Raw genomic sequence first — 21,242 nt, forward strand, 5'->3', positions numbered from 1 at the left:
CTTTAGTTTCCGTGTGCGCGTGCGACCGCTTTTTCTTTATGTTTTAAAAGTTGGCGATCGAGTTTGTCTGTCATTTGATCAATAGAAGTGTATAAATCTTCATCGACGGCTTCAGCGTGCAGTTGCGCGCCTTTAATGTTAATCGAAGCCTCCGCTTTTTGTCTTAGCTTTTCGACGGTGAGCGTCACTTGAACATTTCCTATTTGATCATAGTGTCGCTGTAGCTTTTCTAAACGTGCATTTACAAATTCGTGGAGGGCTTCTGTGACTTCAACATGGTGACCGCTGATATTGACTTGCATGGGCTGCTCCTCTTGCAGTTATAAAAGATCCACTCCCTTGAGTAGATCGGGGTTGAACAACGAAGTTGTTGTTCATCAAGCTAATTTATTCTTCTTACTATTAAATATTGCTCTTGTCGGTCAAAACTTCAAGTCGAATTTGAAATATTTATGCGTTAAGTCAAACTCTTACGTTCATTTGACGGAGGAATGTTGAGTGCTTCTCTATATTTAGCAATGGTTCGTCGCGCTACTTTGATTCCTTGCTCGCCTAAAAGGGTTGCGATTTTAGAGTCGCTGAGCGGTTTCCGTGTGTTTTCAGCCGCAATGAGCTTTTTTATCAATGCGCGAATTGCGGTACTTGAGCATTCACCACCTGAGTCTGTACTGACGTGGCTGCTAAAGAAATACTTCAATTCATAGATACCACGGGGCGTATGCATGTACTTTTGAGTGGTAACTCGCGAAATAGTGGATTCGTGCATGTCTACTGCTTGGGCTATATCGTGCAACACTAAGGGTTTCATGGCTTCATCACCATAGTCGAAAAACCCGCGTTGAAACTCGACAATCGTAGTGGCGACTTTGAGCAGCGTTTCATTCCGGCTTTGCAAACTTTTAATAAACCAGCGCGCCTCGGCCAAGTGATCTTTTAGGTAATTGTTATCGGAAGAGTTATCGGCACGCTTAACCATAGAGGCATATGAGGAATTTACTCGAAGTTTGGGTGCAATATCGGGGTTTAATTCAACGCGCCATCGATTGTTTTTGATGTCTTTGCTTACAATGACATCAGGAACAACGTATTCCGAGTTTCCGGTATCTACCGTGCTTCCTGGCTTAGGGTTAAGAGTCTGAATGAGCAATATAGCCGCACGTAATTCATCCTCTTTGATTTTAAGCTTGCGCATAATGCCCGTGAAATCTTTTGTGCCGAGTAGGGCAATATGGTCTTCCACTAACTTGATGGCAATATCTCTATGATCGGTATCGCTGGGAAGTTGTTTTAACTGAATGGATAAACAATCGGATAAATCTGTGGCACAGACGCCAGGAGGGTCAAACTGTTGTAAACGGTGCAGTACCGCTTCGACTTCATCGAGTTCAAGCGGATTATCTTCAACAGAAAGGTCTTCAACCAAGCCTTCAAAAATATCGTTAACTTGGCTCGATAAATAGCCATCATCGTCAGTGCTTTCTAAGATCGCTTCGGCGATTATTCGGTCTTTGTCCGACATCGGCGTAAGATTGAGTTGCCATTGTAAATGGCTGAGCAATGAATCTGTAGTGCCATGTACATTTTCTAAGTTGTAATCGTCGTCTGCACTTGCTGTGCCGTGGCTGGTAGGCGTGTGAGTATAGATGTCATCCCAAGAGCTATCGACGCCCAGATCATCGGGAATATTTTCGGCTATTTCAATTTCTTTAGTCGGCTCGTTGGCGGTATCGGGTGTTTCAACGATGTCTTCTTTGGCTGTATTTTTTGCCGAATGATCAGCATCGGCAGATGCCATGTCTTCATTGACTTCTAACATTGGATTAGAGTCTAAAGCTTCTTGAATTTCTTGCTGTAAATCGAGAGTGGATAGTTGTAATAACTTAATCGCCTGCTGCAACTGCGGCGTCATCGTCAGAGACTGACTCATTTTAAGTTGTAGAGATGTCTTCATACTTTTTTACTACTCACTTACACGTGATTTAACAATAATAACTGAATACCTATAGCTCATCATAACCGATTTAATTAGATTAGCCCGTTATAACGTAAAAATAGTTTACTCGTTTTAAAGGCGAAATTGTTCTCCGAGGTAAATATCGCGCACGGTCTGATTACTTAATACATCTTCGGCACTGCCTTCGGCAATAATGTGGCCATTGCCGACAATGTAGGCTTTTTCGCAGATGTCGAGCGTTTCACGAACATTGTGATCGGTGATGAGCACAGCAATGCCTCGTTTTTGTAAATGGTAAATAATTTCTTTGATGTCCCCAACAGAAATGGGATCAACACCGGCGAAGGGCTCATCGAGCAATATAACCTTAGGCTCCATTGCTAGTGCTCGTGCTATCTCAACTCGGCGTCGTTCTCCGCCTGAAAGCGCCATTCCCAGACTGTCTCGAATATGCGTAACGCTAAATTCCTCTAATAACCCTTCTAAGCGTTCTTTTTGTTGAGCCTTATTTAGGTCTTTGCGCATTTGTAATATAGCTAAAATATTATCCTGTACGCTCAGTTTACGGAAAATCGATGCTTCTTGGGGCAAATACCCCAGTCCTTTCGCGGCACGTGCGTGCATGGGTAGGTGCGTAACTTCCTCACCATTGATGGTTACTTTTCCTTTATCGGCGGCAACTAAGCCAACCATCATGTAAAAACAGGTGGTTTTACCCGCGCCATTTGGACCGAGTAACCCAACAATTTGGGATTCTTCGACATCGATGCTGACATCGATAACCACCGGGCGCTTTTTGTAGCTTTTCGCTAAGTGCTGAGCGCTTAGAATGGCCATCAGTCAATTGCTCCAGGAATAATGACGAGTTCAGCTTGCTCATCTTCAGGGTTGCCCGTGAGCGCGCGTTGCGACTGAATGTTCATTAGGCCGGTTACAGTGTTGTATTCGATACGCTCACCATTAACGGTGTTTCCGTTTTGGCTAATCTGAGCGTTTCCAATAGTGATGATGAGGTTTTTGGCTGGGTAAAACTCAATTGAATTGCCTGAGACCTCAACGGAATTTCCATCTTCGTTGGGTAAGTCGATAAATCGCGCTGGGCTCCCCGTTGCTATGAGTTGCTGGAGCTGCTTTGTTTCTTGGTTCGTCTCTAAGCTGGTTTGTTGTGCGTAGATTTCTAAATGGCCTTGGCGAATAAAGACATTGCCCGTTAAGGTCACTAGCCCTGTCGCGGTTTCAAAGGTTTTTTTATCTGATTGTCCGGTGATCGGCAGTTCACGGTCTGCTGGTAGTGCGAGTGCGGTCGCGGCTAAGCAACTTAAGCTGCAAACTCGCCAAATGTTTCGTATTTTATGGTTCATAAACGAATGAGACCTCAGATAAAAAGTGAATATTTGTACCCATTGTATCTAATTCTGCCGTCATTCCTATGGCTTTAATGCGTTGCTGACCTTGAGTAACTTGCACGGCCAGATCGCTTTTTAATGCATTTTTAGCGGGATCTACCAAGAGTTGTTCGGTTCTAAGTATCAAGGGCGGGGAGCTTATGAGTTGTGTAGCCACTACATTCTCTTGGAAATCTATGTTGTCGTTTTCATCAATGAACGCGATGCTAGACGTGATACGCCATGTGCGTTGCTCTTGGTCAATTAAATGAATAATGGGCTGTGCGAATACTGTGCGCTTTGGGTCATTAAATACCGTCAGTGACTCACCTTTGGCGTGCAACGTTGCCTGACCTTGCTCGTCGTATCGTGTGATGTCTACGCCCGTCATATAGATATCGGGTGAACCCTCGGGCAACACAATGGATTGCTCCTCAGAGGGTTGAATATCATCTTCTTGTAACAGATAAAGCAAACTCGCGGCCGCTATCGCGATTAATATCGGGATAATAGGACGCGATTGGACCATTAAGCCACGCCCGCTCTCAAAATATCGTGCATATGTACTACACCTACGACTGCAGATTCTTCAACCACAATTAGGGATGTAATCTTCAAAGTTTCCATCTGATACAGCGCTTGAGCGGCCAAAACATCCGCTGAAATTGTCACCGGTGATTTATGCATGATGGTTTCTATTGTCGTATTTTTGAAGTCTGTTTCGTTATCAATGGCTCTACGCAAGTCGCCGTCGGTAAACAATCCAATGAGCTGATTGTTTTCTTGGATAGTGACTAATCCTAGGCTTTTTCGAGTCATCTCTACCAATGATTCGCTGGCCATCGTCGATGGCGACACTACAGGAATGGATTCACCTGTATGCATTATATCGCCCACTTTGAGTAATAACTTTCGTCCTAAACTGCCACCAGGGTGTGAAAAGGCGAATTCTTCGGCGGTAAAGCCTCGAGCCTCAAGCAATGCAACGGTTAGTGCATCACCCATGACTAGCGCCGCTGTGGTAGAGGCCGTAGGGGCTAAATTTAATGGGCAAGCTTCTTGTTCCACGCCACAATATAGGTGGGCATCGGAGGCTAAGGCTAAGCTGCTGCTGTTATTGCCTGACATACCAATTAACTTAGCGCCTAGGCGCTTAATGAGTGGTAATAGGGAGACAACTTCAGTCACCTCTCCTGAGTTAGACAAAGCAATAACGACGTCATCTTTGGTGATCATCCCCATATCGCCATGACTGGCTTCTCCAGGATGCACAAAAAAAGCAGGTGTGCCGGTACTGGCCAAAGATGCCGCAATTTTATTGCCTATATGGCCAGATTTACCCATACCTGTTACTACAACGCGGCCTGTGCAATTAAGAACAAGCTCGCAGGCGCGGTCAAATTGGTCATCTAATGTATTCGATAAGGCTTGCAGTGCTTTGATTTCAATATCAAAGGTGCGTTTAGCATTGTTGATGTTTTGAGAATTGCTCATTAATTAAATCGCCTGAAACGCTATGTAACCATAAGTGACGTACATTAGCACAAATAGCGCCCCTAAATAACGACCCATCTTCGCTCCTTGTAAACCTCGAATGATCAACATTATAAATAATGCCAAAGTGAGAATCGCCATTACCAAGTAGTCTCTTTGAAACAACTGGCTGGAAAAAGCACCTGCTGCAATTAAACCAGGCACCGGCAATACCGTCAGTAGGTTGAAAATATTCGAGCCAACAACGTTGCCAATTGCAATATCATGGTGCTTTTTCAAAGCAGAAGAAACAGAAGCCGCCAGTTCAGGTAGGCTCGTACCCACGGCAATAATGGTTGCACCTATGATGGCATCGCTGATATTGAACTCTTTAGCAATGCCGGTAGCGCCCCACACTAACAAGCGCGCACTGGCTAGCAACACAGCTAACCCAATAGCAAACCATAAGAAGGCGGCTAAATTACTCATATCATTTGGGATTTCATCATCAAAGTCAGAGTCATCTGATTGATCTTTGTTTTGTAGGTAAATCCAAACTAAAAATGCCACCATTGCGGCAATCAGAAATAATGACTCTAAGCGACCTAAATATAAATTATATAAAATGACACCCACAGCGGCCGTAATCACGGCTAACACTAAATTTTCATTCATAATTAAGCGTTTGCTGATAGGAATAGGTGCAACTAGGGCAGTAATACCGAGTACTAAACCGATATTGGCAATATTAGAGCCGAGAGCATTTCCCATAGCCATTTCGGGTTTTCCTTCTAAGGCTGCGAATATTGCGACAATAATTTCCGGTGCAGAGGTACCTAAGGAGACAATGGTTACGCCAATAATAATATGTGGTACACCGAAATTGTTAGCGATGGCTGCACTACCAGCCACGAAGCGATCGGCGCTCCACACCAAAAAGGCAAGGCCGATGACGATGGATAGAGAAAATAGAAGCATGTCGCTTTGGGATCCTTTAGGTAATCGAGGGCGCATTTAACGGATTTTATCAGTATATTGCAATGGTCTTTAAGAAAAGTCGGGTAAAAGTCACTGTTTTCAACCTAGGTTAAGGTTTAATCTAGTAGGCTTAGGGCTAGTTATGATTGTTAATGGTAGGGAGAGAGAAATGATAATAAAACCAATATTGAGTGCGCTCGTTTTAATGATGTTGTTGATAAGCCAAGCAACCGCCTTTACGCCCTCTCGTAGCGCTCAAGAAAGCGTTGAGGCCGGGGTTAAGGCTATTTTATCAGTGGTTCGCAAGTACGAAGGCGATCAAAGTGAAGAGAAAAGGCTGGCCTATTTAGATGAGGTTTCTGAGGTCCTGGAGCCCGTTATTGGCTATACAATCATCGCTCGTAGAGTGATGGGAGATGCTTTTGATAATGCGACACGAGAGCAAAAGATTCGTTTTTTAGATGTATTTAAGCGTTCAATGATAAATACCTACGCAGGGGGCATATACACGTTTGGCGCTTATGAGGTCGAAGTGTTACCCAGCCAAGACGATAAAAAGGATACTTATAAAAACACCCGCGTTTATATGGATGTTATTTCTCCTGAAGGACCAAAGTACTCTTTAGTTCAGAGTGTCTATTACAGTAAAGAGGAAGAAGACTGGAAGATGCAAAATGCGATTTTCAATGGAATAAATTTAGGTGTTACTTTTCGAACGCAGTTTCAGCAAATTTATAAAGAAACAGAAGGTGACCTAGACGCCACGATTGCTGAATGGGAAAGAATTACGGAAGAGGCTTACAGCTCAACTAAGTTTCGATAATTAACCTGTTTTAAGTTGTAATGCTGGGGCTAACCCACATAGATATGAGAAATATGGCGCATTTTTAAGGGCAAAGTAGCAGATTACTTAGCTTTTGATTTAGATTTTTAATCGCATTGCGTATAATTGCCGCGTTTTTTAACACAACCCTATTTTAGAGAGATAAAATGACAGCAGATCAAGTTAAAGCCTTACTTGTTGATACCTTTACCGACAGTGAAATTCACGTAGAAGGAGAGGGTGCTAAGTTTTTGGTCTCTATCGTTTCTGCTTTGTTTGAAGGCAAAAGAGCCGTTCCGCGTCAGCAAATGGTGTATGCCTTGTTAAATGATCAAATTTCAAGCGGCGAAATTCACGCTGTATCGATGGACCTCAAAACGCCTAGCGAAGCCGAATAAGGACACTGTCTTGGATAAACTATTAATCACCGGCGGCGCTACATTAAATGGCGAAGTTCGCATTTCAGGTGCTAAAAATGCAGCATTGCCTATTTTGGCTGCAACGCTTTTAACCAAAGAGACGGTTAGTTTAAGTAACTTACCGCATTTAAATGACATTACCACCCTAATTGGTCTTTTGGGTTGCATGGGCGTCAGTGTTGTTCTAAACGAAGATATGAGTGTAGAAGTTACCGCAGGTACCATAACCGAGTACACCGCGCCATACGAATTGGTGAAAACCATGCGTGCCTCTATTTTGGTGCTGGGCCCGTTGTTGGCGCACTTTGGTGAAGCCAACGTCTCTTTGCCCGGTGGTTGTGCCATTGGTAGCCGTCCAGTTGATTTGCACTTACGCGGTTTAGAAGCCATGGGAGCGGAGATTGAAGTGACCGATGGCTATATTCGTGCTCGCACAAATGGTCGCTTGAAAGGTGCTCGTATCTTTTTTGATATCGTAACCGTGGGTGGAACAGAAAACCTCATGATGGCCGCAGCGCTCGCCGATGGCACGACTGTGCTTGAAAATGCCGCAAAAGAGCCAGAAATTATTGATCTAGCCGATTGCTTGATAGCGATGGGCGCTAAAATTACCGGCGCTGGTACAGATACCATCACTATTGAAGGGGTTGAAGCCCTGCACGCGGCACACCACCGTGTATTACCCGACCGCATTGAAGCGGGTACTTACTTAATTGCCGGAGCGATTGCTGGTGGTCAAGTTAAGTTAAGAGATGTGGTTCCTGAGCACTTAGATGCTGTGGTTTCAAAATTGGAAGAGGCTGGCGCGTTAATCACTCAGGGAGAAGATTGGGTCGCTATTGATATGAATGGCCGACAAGTAAAGGCGGTTGATATCACTACCGCGCCTTACCCGGCTATTGCTACCGATATGCAAGCTCAGTTCACTGTGTTAAATGCTGTAGCGCAAGGCACCGGCACTGTAGAAGAAACTGTTTTTGAAAATCGTTTCATGCACATCTGCGAATTAGAGCGCATGGGAACTCAAGCAAAAATTAAAGGCAATACCGTTATTATCACCGGTCAGGACCAAAAAAGGCTAACCGGAGCGCCCGTTATGGCCACAGACTTAAGAGCATCAGCTTCTTTAGTTCTTGCTGGACTTGTAGCCGAAGGTGAAACGCTGGTCGATCGAATTTACCATTTAGATCGTGGTTACGAATGTATCGAAGAAAAACTCGCCGGTTTAGGTGCCACCATTAAGCGAATATCTGGCAACTAGCCCAATGATGCCCTTAGCCTTTTTGCTAAGGGCCAATTAAATAAAAGAATTTGAGAACTCATGCAACAAAGTGCCGACAGTATTACCATTGCGCTTTCAAAAGGGCGTATTTTAAAAGAGACCTTGCCATTATTTGCCGCAGCCGGCATTGAGCCTTTAGAAGATGTGCATACCTCTCGCAAATTAATCTTTGAAACAACGCAGCCAAATGTCCGTTTCATTATCATTCGAGCGGTCGATGTGCCGACCTATGTAGAATATGGTGCGGCCGATTTAGGCGTTGCGGGTAAAGATGTTCTGATGGAACACGGCGCTCAAGAAATGTATGAGTTACTTGATCTCAATATTGCTCGCTGCAAACTGATGACAGGCAAAATGAAAGGTGCAGAAGTGGCGCATGGGCGATTAAAAGTGGCGACCAAGTTTATCAACATCGCGCGTCAATATTATGCAGCACAAGGCCGACAAGTAGATTTAATTAAATTATACGGCGGAATGGAGCTTGCTCCCATTATGAATCTAGCCGATGTCATCGTTGATATTGTAGATACCGGCAATACGTTGGTGGCGAACGGGCTGGAAGCGGATGAGTTTATTGCCGATGTGAGTAGCCGTTTAATTGCCAGCCGATTAGCGTTGAAAATGAAAGACGAAAAAATTCGACCCATTGTCGATATGCTTGAGGCCGCTGTTGCTAACAATGGAGCAAATAGCTGATGGCTTTCTCTATTAAAAAATTGTCTAAATCTGATACGGACTTTACCACTGAACTTGAAAAGATGCTGGCATGGGAGTCAGTTTCTGATGGCAATATGCAAAAGTTAGTTGCCGACGTCATCGCCGACATTCGCCTTAATGGTGATAAAGCCCTTTTAAAGTATTCAGAGAAGTTTGATCGTTTCAGTGTATCCAGTGGCAATGAACTAGTTCTAGGTGCCGAGGCGATTAAAGCTGCGTTCAATCGGCTGCCTGAAGAACAGCAAGCGGCGCTTCGTGTATCTGCTCAGCGAGTTACAGCCTACCACGAAAAACAACTAGCGAAGAGTTGGCGCTATACCGATGAAACCGGTGTGGTTTTAGGCCAGCAAGTAACGGCTATGGACAAAGTTGGCATTTATGTACCGGGTGGCGTAGCACCGCTGGCTTCCTCGGTTATTATGAATGCGATGCCTGCAAAGGTGGCCGGTGTACAAGAAGTGGTTATGGCGACACCGGCACCCGATGGCAAAGTCAGTGACTTCACCTTAGGAGCGGCTTACGTTGTTGGTATCGACAAGGTATTTTTAATCGGCGGAGCGCAGGCCATTGCGGCGTTAGCCTTCGGAACGGAAACGGTACCGGCCGTTGATAAAATAGTCGGCCCTGGTAACGCATTTGTTGCCACTGCTAAGCAGCAGGTTTTTGGCAAGGTTGGCATTGATATGATCGCGGGTCCAAGCGAAATATTAGTTGTGTGCGATGGCCAGACACATCCTGATTGGATTGCGATGGATTTATTCTCCCAAGCCGAACATTCACACGATGCACAATCTATTTTAATTTCTCAAGATGCGCAGTTTTTAGATCAGGTGTTGGCTTCAATAGAAAAGCTATTACCTACAATGGAACGAAAAGAGACTATTGAGCAATCGTTGAACGATCGTGGCTTATTGATTCATGTGGATCAATTAGAAGAAGCGAAAGAGCTCATCAATATTATTGCACCAGAGCACTTAGAGTTGTCTATAGAAGACCCAGAATCTTGGCTTCAAGATATACGTCATGCTGGCGCAATATTTATGGGGCGGCACACATCCGAGCCATTGGGTGATTATTGTGCAGGACCAAACCATGTATTGCCGACCAGTGGTACGGCTCGATTTTTTAGCCCATTAGGCGTGTACGATTTTCAGAAGCGCAGCTCTATTATTGGCGCGAGTGCGCTCGCCGCCAGTGAACTGGGCAAAGTCGTTTCTGTGCTGGCGCGTGGTGAAGAGCTTACGGCTCACGCACGTAGTGCCGAAATGCGCATTATTAAGCCTTAAAAGAGGAGCACCAATCTATGGCAAAACTGTGGAGCCCTCTCGTTGAGAACCTAGAACCGTACGTTCCGGGCGAACAACCGAAGGTTAAAAATTTAATAAAATTAAACACCAATGAAAATCCTTATCCGCCTTCACCTAAGGTGAATGAAGTTGTGTCAGAAGATGAGATCGCTGCTCTTCGATTATACCCAGACCCTGATTCGAGCCGGCTAAAGCAAACCATTGCAAGTTATCACGGCATACAAAAAGACCAGGTATTTGTGGGTAATGGATCAGACGAAGTATTAGCGCACAGTTTTGTGGCCTTTTTTAAACAAGGATCAGCGATTCAATTCCCTAAAGTTAGTTATAGCTTTTACCCTGTGTATGCGAACTTGTTTGAAATTGAAACCAATACTAAAGGTCTTAAGAAAGACTTTTCTGTAGATGTGGATGCCTTCACTCAGCCGAACGGAGGCGTTATTTTTCCCAACCCAAACGCTCCTACTGGAATTTGCCTGCCGTTGTCAGATATTCGCCGATTGTTAGCGGAAAACACCGAGTCGGTTGTGATTATTGATGAAGCCTATATCGACTTTGGCGGTGAAAGTGCTGTCAGTTTAATTGATGAGTTTAAAAATCTTTTGGTTATCCAGACTCTTTCGAAGTCGCGCTCTCTTGCTGGGCTTCGAATTGGTTTTGCGATGGGTAATGCAAATTTAATAGAAGCACTGGATCGTGTGAAGAATTCTTTTAATTCATACCCACTTGATCGTTTAGCGGAAGTGGCTGCGGTTGCCTCCTTTGAAGATGAAACATACTTTAAGTCATGTTGCGATAGTATTATTGATACACGTGAGTGGACTGTAGAGCAGCTTTTAAACAAAGGGTTTGATGTGTTGCCGAGTAAAACGAATTTTGTTTTTGCCAAGCCCAACCACGATAGCGCTAAAAATGTTTTTAATCGGCTTAGAAGCAATGATGTACTCGTTCGATACTTTGATAAACCTGGATTAAATGATTATCTGCGTATCAGTATAGGCACACCGAAGGAAATGGAAACCTTTATTCAAGTACTAAACGCACTGTAATTCCTAAGCGATGGGTACTATTTAGTACCCATTTTTTTGCTACACCCCCGCCCTAAATCAACTCGTCTTCTTTTAACCCTTTGACTAAATTAGCACTCTAATATTGGTATGTGTCTGAATAGACGAACCATGATTCATTTTATTATGTTGCGCTTTATTGGCTAAGAGGTATCGATTGAATAACATTGCATTTCATGAAGCCATTCCGGGTTATTTTGAAGATTTAGGCTCTGAGCTTTGGCTTAAATTAGCCATTTTTGGTGATCAGCCAGCAAAAGTCTCCGTGCGAATTGAGCCCGATAATGAAGAATTCTTAATCCCAATGAACCGAGTATCTGAAAAGGCAGGCTGGGTTCATTACGAAGCCAAGGTAGTAAAAAGTGAGCATATTGATTTAACGCTCTATTTGTTTAAATTGGTCTGGGAAAAAGACAGCCAATGGTTGAGCGCGGTTGGCTTAGAGCCTCACATGCCCATCAATGCGCATATGTTCCGCTATACACACGATAGACGCTTACCGACTTGGTCCTGTTCACAGGTTTTTTATCAAATTTTTCCTGATCGTTTTGCCAATGGAGACCCATCAATCACACCTACGTCTGGGGAATATAAGTACCTTGGCGAACAGGATATTGTTGTTAAGCAATGGGATGATCTTCCGAGTTCAGAAACGGGCGGCTTTGAGTTCTTCGGCGGTGATTTGCCTGGCATAGAGTCAAAGTTAAGCTATCTGAACGATACCTTAGGCGTCACGGCATTATATTTAAACCCTGTTTTCAGTTCACAAAGTAATCATAAGTACGATACGACCGATTACTACAATGTCGACAAACAGTTCGGTGGCAATGACGCCCTTGAATCGTTGATAAGCTCGATGAAATCAAGAGATATGCCCATCGTATTAGATGCTGTCATTAACCACACCAGCCTGGCGCACCCTTGGGTTGAGTCCGCAAAAAATGGCCATGAAGTGGATAAAACACGGTTTGTCTGGAGTGATGAAGGCTATATTTGGAGCTGGAAAGGCCATCACTCATTGCCTGTCCTCGATTTCGGTTGTGAGCAAAACGTTACAGATTTTATCACGGGCGAAGATTCTGTTATTCGTAAGTGGATGCAACCTCCATATGCAATTGATGGATGGCGTATGGATGTAGTGCACATGCTCGGAGAAGGAAAAGGCGCGAGAAATAACGATAAGCACCTTAGAACTTTGAGAGAAACCGTAAAACATGAAAATGAACACGCGATGCTTTTAGGCGAGCACTTTTTTGAAGCAACCGATTGGCTTCAAGGTGACCAAGAAGATTGCGCGATGAATTATTTTGGTTTCGCTCATCCAATTCGTGCCTTTTTAGCGAATCTCGATATCTCTGGTGATCCGGTGAGTATTACGGCACTGGAAACCACTAAATGGATGAGGCAAGCTCGTGCACGAGTATCGTTTTCGCACCAGTTAATGCAATTTAACCAGCTTGATAGTCATGACACGCCCCGATTTTTGACTATGTTGAATGGCAATAAAGCACGAATGAAAATGGCTATATCGATATTGATGAGTTATATCGGCGTGCCGTGTTTATATTATGCTACAGAAATTGGCATGGAAGGCGGAGCCGATCCTGATTGTCGACGAACTTTTCCATGGGATGAAAGCCAATGGGATGAAAACATTTTTACCCATACGCAACATTGGATAAACATAAGAAAAACGTATCCCGCCTTGCAAACCGGGGCACTTGTTGATGTGTACGCAGACCAAGATTGTTTTGTTTACGCTCGTGTATTAGGCGAACAGACTGTTTTAGTGGCAGTCAATCGGGGTGAAGCAAAGGATCAACCTATGCACTTAAACTTTCCAAATCAAAAGGGAAGTTGGAAGGCATTAGACGCAAATACAAACCCGAGTGTAACCCATGGTGAGGCTATAGTTTCAATGCCAGCGGAATCTGTTCAAGCATGGGTGTTAGAAAAATAGCGCCGTGAAACAACTAACGGCTTGGGGCAATAGACACACCGGTACGTGTTTGTTGCCCTTGGCGCTTTACGTTAAAGCTCAATTCTTGAGATACAGGTTGTGAGCGAACATAGTCTATCAGCTGCTGACGTGAACGAAAGTCAATGCCATCTATCTTATTTATTAGGTCATCTACCTGTAATCCGGCTTGCTGAGCAGGGCTGCCGCTTTTAACCGATATAATACGCAGTTGGTTTAGCTGGTTATCTTCTATGACATCTATGCCGATGAAACCTGCTATTTTGGGTTGCATGGGCGGTTGATTTTGCAACGATGCCACTTTGTTTTTGACTGTGTTTATTGGGATTGCAAAGCCAATTCCTTGTGCGCCTATTGAGGCTGAGAGCACCGCCGAATTCATTCCAATTATCTCGCCAATACTATTCACCAGTGCACCACCACTGTTTCCAGGGTTTATCGCGGCATCGGTTTGAATGAAATCTGTTAAGCTCGTTAATGTAGACTGCTCACGACTTGTTGCCGAAATAATGCCCATTGAAACGCTTTGACCAAACCCAAAAGGGTTTCCAATTGTAAACGCTATGTCACCTACTTGGGTTTGAGTCTTGGTTGAAATAGGCAATGCCCGATCAATGGAGAGTTTAGTTTGTATGAGCGCAATGTCGGATTCTTCATCTAGCCAGTAATGCTCAGCAGGGACACGTTGGCCATCGTAGGTTTGTATAATAATGTTGCTTGCATCGCGGATGACATGTGCATTGGTTACCACTAAACCATTTTCTCCTAACAAAATCCCGGAGCCTAAGCTGCTTTTTGGCAGTGTGGTAATGTACTTATTTAATAAAGGATCATTAAGTAGAGAATGATTATCGGTTGCTAGTTGTGATTGAGTGTAAATGCTCACAACAAAGGGGCGAACCTGTTTTAAGCTAGATGCATAACCCTGCAAAGGCTCAGAAGGCTGACGAATATCACTGGTAATAAGCAGAATGGCTGCCAGTCCTCCGACGATAAAGGTTAGAATCCATTCTTTATGATTTTTTAAAAATTGCATACACTGATTTAAATATAAATGTATTGGGAGTGTAGCATGGCTATCTCACGAAGTGACCTAGACACCTATCTTGCGGATTTGTTGAAGGTAGAGAAATTTAAAGACTATTGCCCAAATGGATTGCAAGTAGAAGGCAGTAATGTCATCGAGAAAATTGTCACTGGCGTTACAGCAAGCCAGCGGCTTATCGATGAAGCCATTGCTCATAATGCCCAAGCAATTCTCGTGCATCACGGCTATTTTTGGAAAGGCGAAAACCAAGCAATCGCTGGAATCAAAAAGAGTCGCATAGCAGCATTGCTTGAGCATGATATTAATTTATACGCCTACCACTTGCCGCTAGACGCTCATGAGACGTTAGGGAATAACGTTCAGTTGGCGAGTCAACTCGGTTGGCAAGTTCAAGGTTCGCTAGGGCAATCTTTATCGCTTTTCGGAAAAGTTGACGGGTTAGAAACGGGTGCTACCTTGCAACGGAAATTAACAGAAGCCTTAGATTTCGATGTCATTCATATAGGAGAAGAGAATGACGAAATTGAAACCGTCGCTTGGTGTACGGGTGCCGCACAAGATGAATTGGAGAGGGCAATAGAGGCCGGTGTAGATGCCTTTGTGAGCGGTGAAATATCAGAAAGAACGGTTCACTTGGCCTTGGAAAGTGGGGTTCATTATTTTGCGGCAGGCCACCATGCCACCGAACGCGGAGGCGTCAAAGCTTTAGGCGAACATCTAGAGCAGCGGTTCGACATTGAAGTGCAATTCATCGATCTGCCCATTCCTGTTTAAAAGAGATGTTCAGCGAGTGCCTAAGTTGAAGCCTAAGTTGTGCTAGGCACTTCGCTGAGATTGTGAATATTAAAGTGGTAGGAGAATGCCTTTTTCGGTGAGGTCATCTACTATCGTTGCTGTAACTGCCTTGCTGTAAAGTAGTCCAAATGGTAAGTCTATGTTGCCCGCGACAATTGCGATTAACCCAGCGGCTTCGATATAGGGGCATACCGTTAGGGCGTCTTCAGGCCGAACAATGACAGCCGCATGGCCCAAAGAGAACAGAGTTTGCTCTAGGGAAACCGCTTTTTCCGCAGCATCGTTGTCGTCTATGACGACGGTGACAGATTTTTGGTGATATCGAAGCTCTCTATCGACTTCAGTTATCATTTTTAGGTCGCTAATCTCAGTAGCCGACTCAATCATCCCAGCCGCAACCGTTCCGTTGGTTAACCGATCAATAACGATAAATGCACCTGTGTGTCGATTATTTTGATACGGGTCGACAACAACAGGCTTGCTTAAATGAATGGTCACGTTGGCTATGGAGTTGAGGTGTAATGTGTTCGCAGGCGCTGTTTCTAGCGTGTTGACATCAATGGCTTCGTTTACCTGTGCGATAGTACCGGCGACGAGCTGATGACCCACTTTGAAATAGTATTGGCGCCCACTGATCATATCTTCATCGGCCATCCAAACTAACTTTGTCGTAAATGCATCGGCAATGACAGGAGCGGATTCGCCAGATTTGACCAAGGTATCGCCTCGACTCACATCAATTTCATCTTCCAAGGTTAAAGTAATGGCTTGGCCGACGTGGGCAGTTTCTAAATTCCCATCGAACGTTACGATTTCTTTTACCGAAGAGGACTGACCACTTGGCAATACTGACAGTTTGTCACCCACTGACACTTGCCCGCCGGCAATAGTTCCTGCGAACCCTCTAAAGTCTAAGTTTGGCCTATTAACATACTGTACTGGTAGCCGAAAATGCGTCTGATCACTGTCAGTGGCTATCTCAATGGTTTCTAAGAGCTCCATCAATGGTGATTCATTAAACCATGGCATGTTCGAACTTTGGGTTACGACGTTGTCGCCTTCCAGTGCCGAGATTGGAACAAATCGGATGTCTGGAATTGATAGTTGCTTTGAAAACTCAAGATAATCTTCTTTGATTTCTTGATAGCGAGCTTCACTGAACTCGACTAAATCCATTTTGTTAACAGCCACAATAACGTGTTTTATTCCTAATAAATGTGCAATAAAACTGTGTCGACGAGTTTGAGTCATAACGCCATGGCGTGCGTCAACTAGAATAATCGCTAAATCACAGGTCGAAGCTCCGGTGGCCATGTTACGTGTATATTGCTCATGGCCCGGAGTATCACCAATAATAAATTTACGGCGACTGGTCGAAAAATATCGATAAGCAACATCAATGGTAATGCCTTGTTCACGCTCGGCGGCCAAACCATCTACCAATAAAGCGAGATCGACTTTTTCACCTGTTGTGCCCGATTTTTGACTGTCTTTTTCAATAGCCGCCAGTTGATCTTCATAGATCATTTTAGAATCGTGCAGTAAGCGCCCAATTAATGTGGATTTTCCATCGTCTACGGAACCGCAGGTTAAGAAGCGTAAAAGCTCCTTTTGCTGATGCTGCTCTAAGTAGGCGTTAATATCAGTTGAAATTAATTCTGATTGATGTGACATAGTCTTTGCTCCGTATTCCTAGAAATAGCCTTCTTGTTTCTTCTTTTCCATTGACCCAGATGAATCGTGATCAATGGCTCGGCCTTGCCGCTCACTGGTGGTAGTGAGCAGCATTTCTTGGATAATCTCAGGAAGCGTTGTTGCGTTTGATTCAACCGCGCCTGTTAATGGATAGCACCCTAACGTTCTGAAGCGAACATTACGGTATTCAATTTTCTCGCCGTCTTGCAATTTCATGCGATCGTCATTGACGTTAATGAGCATGCCATCACGTTCAACCACAGGACGTTTGTCGGCAAAATAGAGAGGAACAATATCAATGCTTTCTAGATGAATGTATTGCCAAATATCAAGCTCAGTCCAGTTTGAAAGCGGAAATACACGAATCGACTCGCCTCGATTTATTCGCGCATTATAGATATTCCAAAGTTCCGGTCGTTGATTTTTAGGATCCCAGCGGTGATTTCGGTCTCTAAAAGAATAAACACGCTCTTTTGCGCGTGATTTCTCTTCATCTCGGCGAGCACCACCGAAAGCAGCATCGAAACCGTATTTATCAAGTGCCTGCTTAAGGGCCTGTGTTTTCATGACATCAGTGTGCTTTGAACTTCCGTCATCAAACGGGTTTATATTTTGGGCTAAACCTGCAGGGTTCTTGTGAACTAATATGTCGAGATCGTATTTTTCGGCCATTTTGCTGCGGAATTCGATCATTTCCTTAAACTTCCAATTTGTATCGACATGCAGAAGCTTAAAAGGCAGTTTGCCTGGGAAGAATGCTTTACGGGCTAGATGAAGCATAACGGCCGAATCTTTACCGATGGAATAAAGCATGACCGGGTTGTCGAACTCAGCAACAACCTCACGAATGATATGAATACTTTCAGCTTCAAGCTGCTTCAAGTGTGTAAAATTTGGGCTAGTCATGGTTTGGCTCGTTTAATGGATCAATGCCGACACTATACCAAAGCTTGTTGCAGAATTAATTATAGTTATAAGAGCATTTTGTTATATCTCTATTTCGAATAAGAGATAAGGCTGCTTGGGGAGGGTGCGTAGGCCGCTGTGTTACAGCTGACCTACGTGTATAAAAAATTAACGGCTAGATGATTCGGTAGGGTCTTCTTGGAAATCACTGCGTTTTAGGCCGTATGTCTCAGAAAGTGTGCCTTCTTGATTCGGCTGCTTAGGTGCATAATCTTTAGGGCCAGCAGGCTCTTCCGATTCGTTACCGGAGTGGGGTGTTAACTCTTCTAGAGAGGTTTCACCAGTACGAGCTGATTCTAAACGGTATTCTGGGTTTATGAATTTTTCAGCACCCAGGTTCAAGTGTTCTTCTATTTGAGTATAGTTTTGACTAAGCTGTTCGATGAGCTCTGTTGTGCGACCAAAATGCTCGGTAACGCTGACCTCATAGTTTTGGTGTTGCTGCTTGAGTTCATCGAGTTGTTTGCGAAGACTTGACCGGTCTTGACCATCCCTTTTAAGGAATATTCGCCCTAGTAACGAACCGATGATCAGCGCAGCAATGATAATTGCAATCAATGTTGACCATTGTAATTCCAGCATGGTAGCTCCCTAATTTATGTAGTTTTGACTAGTATAGCGGCTGAAGCTAAGTTTCTCATGCTTATTGCCATCGAAACAATTATTCCTTTTGGTCATTGATTGTCCTTAGCTTGCGAGTACAATCCGCCTGTCAAATATTTGGAGTCTTGAATGAATACCCCCTGGACGCGCTATCAATCCGATTTACAAAAAGAAGGATTCAGTCATGACCCTTCGCAAGAAATGGCCGTTAAAGCATTGCAAGTGGTTTATGAAGGTTTAGTTGAGCGACACAATAAAGAGCAAACTTTACTGGGGCGCTTAGCTTTAAAAAGCGGTAAGCCAAGAAAAAAAGTTCAAGGTCTCTATTTTTGGGGGGGCGTTGGTCGCGGTAAAACCTACTTAATGGATACCTTTTTTGATGCCATTCCATTTGAAAATAAGCAGCGATTACATTTTCATCACTTTATGCGCCGAGTTCACAAGGGGTTAGAAAGCCATAAAGGTAAGAAAAATCCACTAATATTAGTCGCCAAAGAGATTGCTCAAGAAGCACATGTGCTTTGTTTTGACGAGTTTTTCGTCAGTGATATTGGTGATGCGATGATTCTAGCGACGCTTTTGACAACCTTATTTGATGAAGGTGTTACACTGATAGCCACTTCTAATATTGAGCCTAAGTATCTTTATAAAGATGGCTTACAGCGCTCTCAATTCATACCTGCTATTAAACTTTTAGAACAGCATACCGACATTTTGAATGTGGATGGTGGGACTGACTACCGATTAAGAACGTTAAAGCAAGTGGAGATTTTTCATTCGCCTTTAGATGATCAAGCTGAGAAGAGTTTAAATGATAGTTTTGAACGCTTAGCGCCAGATATCGACCAATCAACCACAAATGAGCCGCTCGATGTATTGGGGCGGATGATCGTTACGCGACGAATGAACGATGACGTTGTTCTTTTTGATTTCAAGGAGTTGTGTGAAGGTCCTAGGTCACAAAATGACTATATTGAAATAGCACAGTGCTTCCATGCAGTTTTGTTGAGTAATGTACCGGTATTTAACGGTAAAAATGATGATAGCGCACGCCGCTTTATTTATATGGTCGATGAATTTTACGATCGAAATGTAAAGCTACTCATGACGGCTGAAAAACCAATTCACGAAATATATTCAACAGGTAAGCTAAATTTTGAATTTCAACGTACCGTTAGCCGGTTACTTGAAATGCAATCGGAAGAGTACTTGAAAGCGGAACATAAGGCTTAGCTTATGCCAGAAAATACGCTGATAATTTCAGATTTACACCATAGAATCAGTGGTGTTAGTGCCAGTATTCGGTCGTTGCTCCCAAGCTTGGTTAAACTTGGCAATGTGACGTTTGTTGCAAACAAACCTCATGGTGATATCACTGCTATAAGCCTTTTTCAGCTGCTGGTAAAGTTAAGTAGACTCCCTCGATGCGATAATCCTATATGGCATGTACGAAGAAATCATGAAATGTTTTGGGGTGTCTTGGCTCGCCGCTTTCTTAATCGGAGATTAAAACTGGTCTTCACCAGTGCAGCGATTCGGAAGCACAGCTTGTGGCCACGATATTTGATTTCAAAGATGGACGCAGTGATTGCAACCAGCAGTAAAGCAGCGAGTTTTGTGCCTAATGTGAAGGCTATTGTTCCCCATGGAGTTGATTTAGATGTTTTTCTACATCAAAACAACAAAAGTCAGTCATGGAGTGCTTTCGATTTTTCTATTGGAATAGTAGGCAGAGTTCGGCCAGAAAAGGGTACCGATATATTCTCGCATGCTATTTGTGAACTGCTGCCAAAATATCCTAATGTCTGTGCTGTAATTGTAGGGAAAACAACCTCCAAATATATGTCTTTACTCAATAGCATGAAAGAATCATGGCATGCGGCTGGTATATCTAAGCAAGTTTTCATCCTTAATGAAGTAGCGCTTGAAGATATGCCTGCCATTTATCAATCTTTGGATGTTGTATGCTGCCCTGCTATTTATGAGGGGTTTGGTTTGGTTCCAATTGAAGCTATGGTGTCGGGTACGGCCATAGTGGCATCTAAAACTGGTGCTTACCCAGATATGATTCAAGAAGGGGAGAATGGTTTGTTGGTGGATTGTGGGGATAAAGTTCAATTTACTAATGCACTAGAAGAACTTATTAAAGATCGTAACAAGGTAGAGCAGTTTAAGTTGAGGGGTAAAAGCACAGTGTCAAAACACTTTTCCTTGCAGAGTGAAGTCGATGGAATAATGAGTGTTTACCAGAAACTTTGGAGTAACCAATGAAGCTCGGTGCAATCGTCACTACATATAAATCCCCAAAATGGCTCGAAAAGGTCCTTTGGGGATATGAGAATCAAACGGATTCAGATTTTACTGTCATCATCGCTGATGACGGCTCCGGTACTGAAACATCCGACGTTATCCGGCGGTTTCAGGACAGAGGGCGTTTGAATTTGGTTCATGAATGGCAAGAAGATAACGGATTTCAAAAGACACGAATTCTAAATCAATGTATTAGAAATACCGATTGTGATTATCTGGTTTTTACTGATGGTGATTGTATTCCCCGTTTTGATTATATAGAGCAGCATAAGAAAAAAGCAAAGCAAGGGTTCTTTGTATCAGGAGGCCTATATCGACTTAACATGAAAGTAAGTCAGACTGTAGAAGAAGAGGATGTGATCAATAAGCAATGCTTTAATTTTGATTATCTATACTCGCTCGGGCAAGAACGATCTTTTAAGCGGCATAAGCTGATTCAGTC

The 21,242-nt window shown here is 43.6% G+C and carries 24 protein-coding genes (1 of these 24 running past the window's edge); 13 read left to right on the top strand and 11 right to left on the bottom strand.

The window, feature by feature from the left end; genetic code table 11:
* Positions 1 to 2: 2 nt before the first annotated feature.
* Positions 3 to 302, bottom strand: a complete 300-nt coding sequence (hpf, locus tag QWZ13_RS07340) for a ribosome hibernation-promoting factor, HPF/YfiA family (protein WP_216001114.1) — start codon at positions 300 to 302, stop codon at positions 3 to 5.
* Between hpf and QWZ13_RS07345 the strand changes: the two genes are divergently transcribed.
* A complete protein-coding gene (locus QWZ13_RS07345; protein ID WP_290281181.1) occupies positions 292 to 498 on the top strand; it encodes a hypothetical protein in 207 nt (68 codons plus the stop codon). The two genes, hpf and QWZ13_RS07345, sit on opposite strands and share 11 nt — an antisense overlap.
* Here the strand turns inward: QWZ13_RS07345 and QWZ13_RS07350 are convergent.
* The 6 genes from QWZ13_RS07350 to QWZ13_RS07375 form a co-directional block, all read right to left on the bottom strand.
* On the bottom strand, positions 458 to 1,951 hold the full coding sequence (locus QWZ13_RS07350) for an RNA polymerase factor sigma-54 (RefSeq protein ID WP_290281182.1): 1,494 nt from the start codon (positions 1,949 to 1,951) through the stop codon (positions 458 to 460). The two genes, QWZ13_RS07345 and QWZ13_RS07350, sit on opposite strands and share 41 nt — an antisense overlap.
* Before the next feature lie 114 nt (positions 1,952 to 2,065).
* Positions 2,066 to 2,791, bottom strand: a complete 726-nt coding sequence (gene lptB / locus QWZ13_RS07355; RefSeq protein WP_216001112.1) for an LPS export ABC transporter ATP-binding protein — start codon at positions 2,789 to 2,791, stop codon at positions 2,066 to 2,068.
* On the bottom strand, positions 2,791 to 3,315 hold the full coding sequence (gene lptA, locus QWZ13_RS07360) for a lipopolysaccharide transport periplasmic protein LptA (RefSeq protein ID WP_290281183.1): 525 nt from the start codon (positions 3,313 to 3,315) through the stop codon (positions 2,791 to 2,793). The genes lptB and lptA overlap by 1 nt, the downstream gene beginning before the upstream one ends.
* On the bottom strand, positions 3,305 to 3,868 hold the full coding sequence (gene lptC, locus QWZ13_RS07365; protein ID WP_290281184.1) for an LPS export ABC transporter periplasmic protein LptC: 564 nt from the start codon (positions 3,866 to 3,868) through the stop codon (positions 3,305 to 3,307). The genes lptA and lptC overlap by 11 nt, the downstream gene beginning before the upstream one ends.
* Positions 3,868 to 4,833, bottom strand: coding sequence for a KpsF/GutQ family sugar-phosphate isomerase (locus QWZ13_RS07370; RefSeq protein WP_290281185.1), 966 nt, complete (start codon positions 4,831 to 4,833; stop codon positions 3,868 to 3,870). Before QWZ13_RS07370 ends, lptC begins: the two co-directional genes overlap by 1 nt.
* A gap of 3 nt (positions 4,834 to 4,836) precedes the next feature.
* On the bottom strand, positions 4,837 to 5,826 hold the full coding sequence (locus QWZ13_RS07375) for a calcium/sodium antiporter (RefSeq protein ID WP_290281186.1): 990 nt from the start codon (positions 5,824 to 5,826) through the stop codon (positions 4,837 to 4,839).
* A 106-nt stretch (positions 5,827 to 5,932) separates the two neighbouring features.
* Between QWZ13_RS07375 and QWZ13_RS07380 the strand changes: the two genes are divergently transcribed.
* From QWZ13_RS07380 to malZ, 7 genes are all read left to right on the top strand, one after another.
* Complete coding sequence (locus QWZ13_RS07380) at positions 5,933 to 6,613, top strand: MlaC/ttg2D family ABC transporter substrate-binding protein (protein WP_290281187.1); 681 nt, start codon at positions 5,933 to 5,935, stop codon at positions 6,611 to 6,613.
* Positions 6,614 to 6,780: 167 nt separating this feature from the next.
* Positions 6,781 to 7,011, top strand: a complete 231-nt coding sequence (locus tag QWZ13_RS07385; protein ID WP_290281188.1) for a BolA family protein — start codon at positions 6,781 to 6,783, stop codon at positions 7,009 to 7,011.
* A gap of 10 nt (positions 7,012 to 7,021) precedes the next feature.
* Positions 7,022 to 8,293, top strand: a complete 1,272-nt coding sequence (murA, locus tag QWZ13_RS07390; protein WP_216001105.1) for a UDP-N-acetylglucosamine 1-carboxyvinyltransferase — start codon at positions 7,022 to 7,024, stop codon at positions 8,291 to 8,293.
* A gap of 60 nt (positions 8,294 to 8,353) precedes the next feature.
* Positions 8,354 to 9,010: an ATP phosphoribosyltransferase gene (hisG, locus tag QWZ13_RS07395; RefSeq protein ID WP_216001104.1), complete on the top strand. Its 657-nt coding sequence runs from the start codon at positions 8,354 to 8,356 to the stop codon at positions 9,008 to 9,010.
* Positions 9,010 to 10,317, top strand: coding sequence for a histidinol dehydrogenase (hisD, locus tag QWZ13_RS07400; RefSeq protein ID WP_290281189.1), 1,308 nt, complete (start codon positions 9,010 to 9,012; stop codon positions 10,315 to 10,317). The genes hisG and hisD overlap by 1 nt, the downstream gene beginning before the upstream one ends.
* A 17-nt stretch (positions 10,318 to 10,334) precedes the next feature.
* Complete coding sequence (gene hisC, locus QWZ13_RS07405; protein WP_290281190.1) at positions 10,335 to 11,387, top strand: histidinol-phosphate transaminase; 1,053 nt, start codon at positions 10,335 to 10,337, stop codon at positions 11,385 to 11,387.
* Positions 11,388 to 11,562: 175 nt separating this feature from the next.
* Positions 11,563 to 13,365 carry a maltodextrin glucosidase gene (gene malZ / locus QWZ13_RS07410; RefSeq protein WP_290281191.1) on the top strand — a complete coding sequence of 601 codons (1,803 nt, stop codon included), beginning with the start codon at positions 11,563 to 11,565 and terminating at the stop codon, positions 13,363 to 13,365.
* Between the two features lie 13 nt (positions 13,366 to 13,378).
* On the opposite strand, the gene QWZ13_RS07415 is transcribed toward malZ, so the two are convergent.
* Complete coding sequence (locus QWZ13_RS07415) at positions 13,379 to 14,419, bottom strand: S1C family serine protease (RefSeq protein WP_290281192.1); 1,041 nt, start codon at positions 14,417 to 14,419, stop codon at positions 13,379 to 13,381.
* A 36-nt stretch (positions 14,420 to 14,455) separates the two neighbouring features.
* Between QWZ13_RS07415 and QWZ13_RS07420 the strand changes: the two genes are divergently transcribed.
* Positions 14,456 to 15,205, top strand: coding sequence for a Nif3-like dinuclear metal center hexameric protein (locus QWZ13_RS07420; protein ID WP_290281193.1), 750 nt, complete (start codon positions 14,456 to 14,458; stop codon positions 15,203 to 15,205).
* A gap of 69 nt (positions 15,206 to 15,274) precedes the next feature.
* Here QWZ13_RS07420 and cysN read toward each other — a convergent pair whose 3' ends face one another.
* Entirely contained in the window at positions 15,275 to 16,900 is a 1,626-nt protein-coding gene (gene cysN, locus QWZ13_RS07425) for a sulfate adenylyltransferase subunit CysN (RefSeq protein ID WP_290281194.1), read from the bottom strand.
* Between the two features lie 18 nt (positions 16,901 to 16,918).
* The gene (gene cysD / locus QWZ13_RS07430; RefSeq protein WP_290281195.1) at positions 16,919 to 17,827 is read right to left on the bottom strand and encodes a sulfate adenylyltransferase subunit CysD; all 909 of its coding nucleotides are present in this window, start codon (positions 17,825 to 17,827) and stop codon (positions 16,919 to 16,921) included.
* On the opposite strand from cysD, the gene QWZ13_RS07435 reads away from it, so the two are divergent.
* Entirely contained in the window at positions 17,804 to 17,929 is a 126-nt protein-coding gene (locus tag QWZ13_RS07435) for a hypothetical protein (protein WP_290283443.1), read from the top strand. The genes cysD and QWZ13_RS07435 overlap by 24 nt on opposite strands.
* 66 nt (positions 17,930 to 17,995) lie before the next feature.
* Here the strand turns inward: QWZ13_RS07435 and QWZ13_RS07440 are convergent, their stop codons facing one another.
* Positions 17,996 to 18,469 (bottom strand): Z-ring associated ZapG family protein, encoded by a 474-nt coding sequence (locus QWZ13_RS07440; protein WP_216001096.1) that lies wholly within the window; start codon positions 18,467 to 18,469, stop codon positions 17,996 to 17,998.
* Between the two features lie 150 nt (positions 18,470 to 18,619).
* Between QWZ13_RS07440 and zapE the strand changes: the two genes are divergently transcribed.
* The 3 genes from zapE to QWZ13_RS07455 all read left to right on the top strand — a co-directional run.
* Positions 18,620 to 19,723, top strand: coding sequence for a cell division protein ZapE (zapE, locus tag QWZ13_RS07445; RefSeq protein WP_290281196.1), 1,104 nt, complete (start codon positions 18,620 to 18,622; stop codon positions 19,721 to 19,723).
* Positions 19,724 to 20,065: 342 nt separating this feature from the next.
* Complete coding sequence (locus QWZ13_RS07450; protein ID WP_290283308.1) at positions 20,066 to 20,761, top strand: glycosyltransferase family 4 protein; 696 nt, start codon at positions 20,066 to 20,068, stop codon at positions 20,759 to 20,761.
* Positions 20,758 to 21,242, top strand: the 5' portion of a protein-coding gene (locus QWZ13_RS07455; protein ID WP_290281197.1) for a glycosyltransferase family 2 protein. 349 nt of this gene lie beyond the right edge of the window; the window shows 485 of its 834 coding nt (coding positions 1–485); its start codon is at positions 20,758 to 20,760; the stop codon falls past the right edge of the window. The genes QWZ13_RS07450 and QWZ13_RS07455 overlap by 4 nt, the downstream gene beginning before the upstream one ends.

The organism is Reinekea marina (genome assembly GCF_030409715.1).
Taxonomy (GTDB): domain Bacteria; phylum Pseudomonadota; class Gammaproteobacteria; order Pseudomonadales; family Natronospirillaceae; genus Reinekea; species Reinekea marina.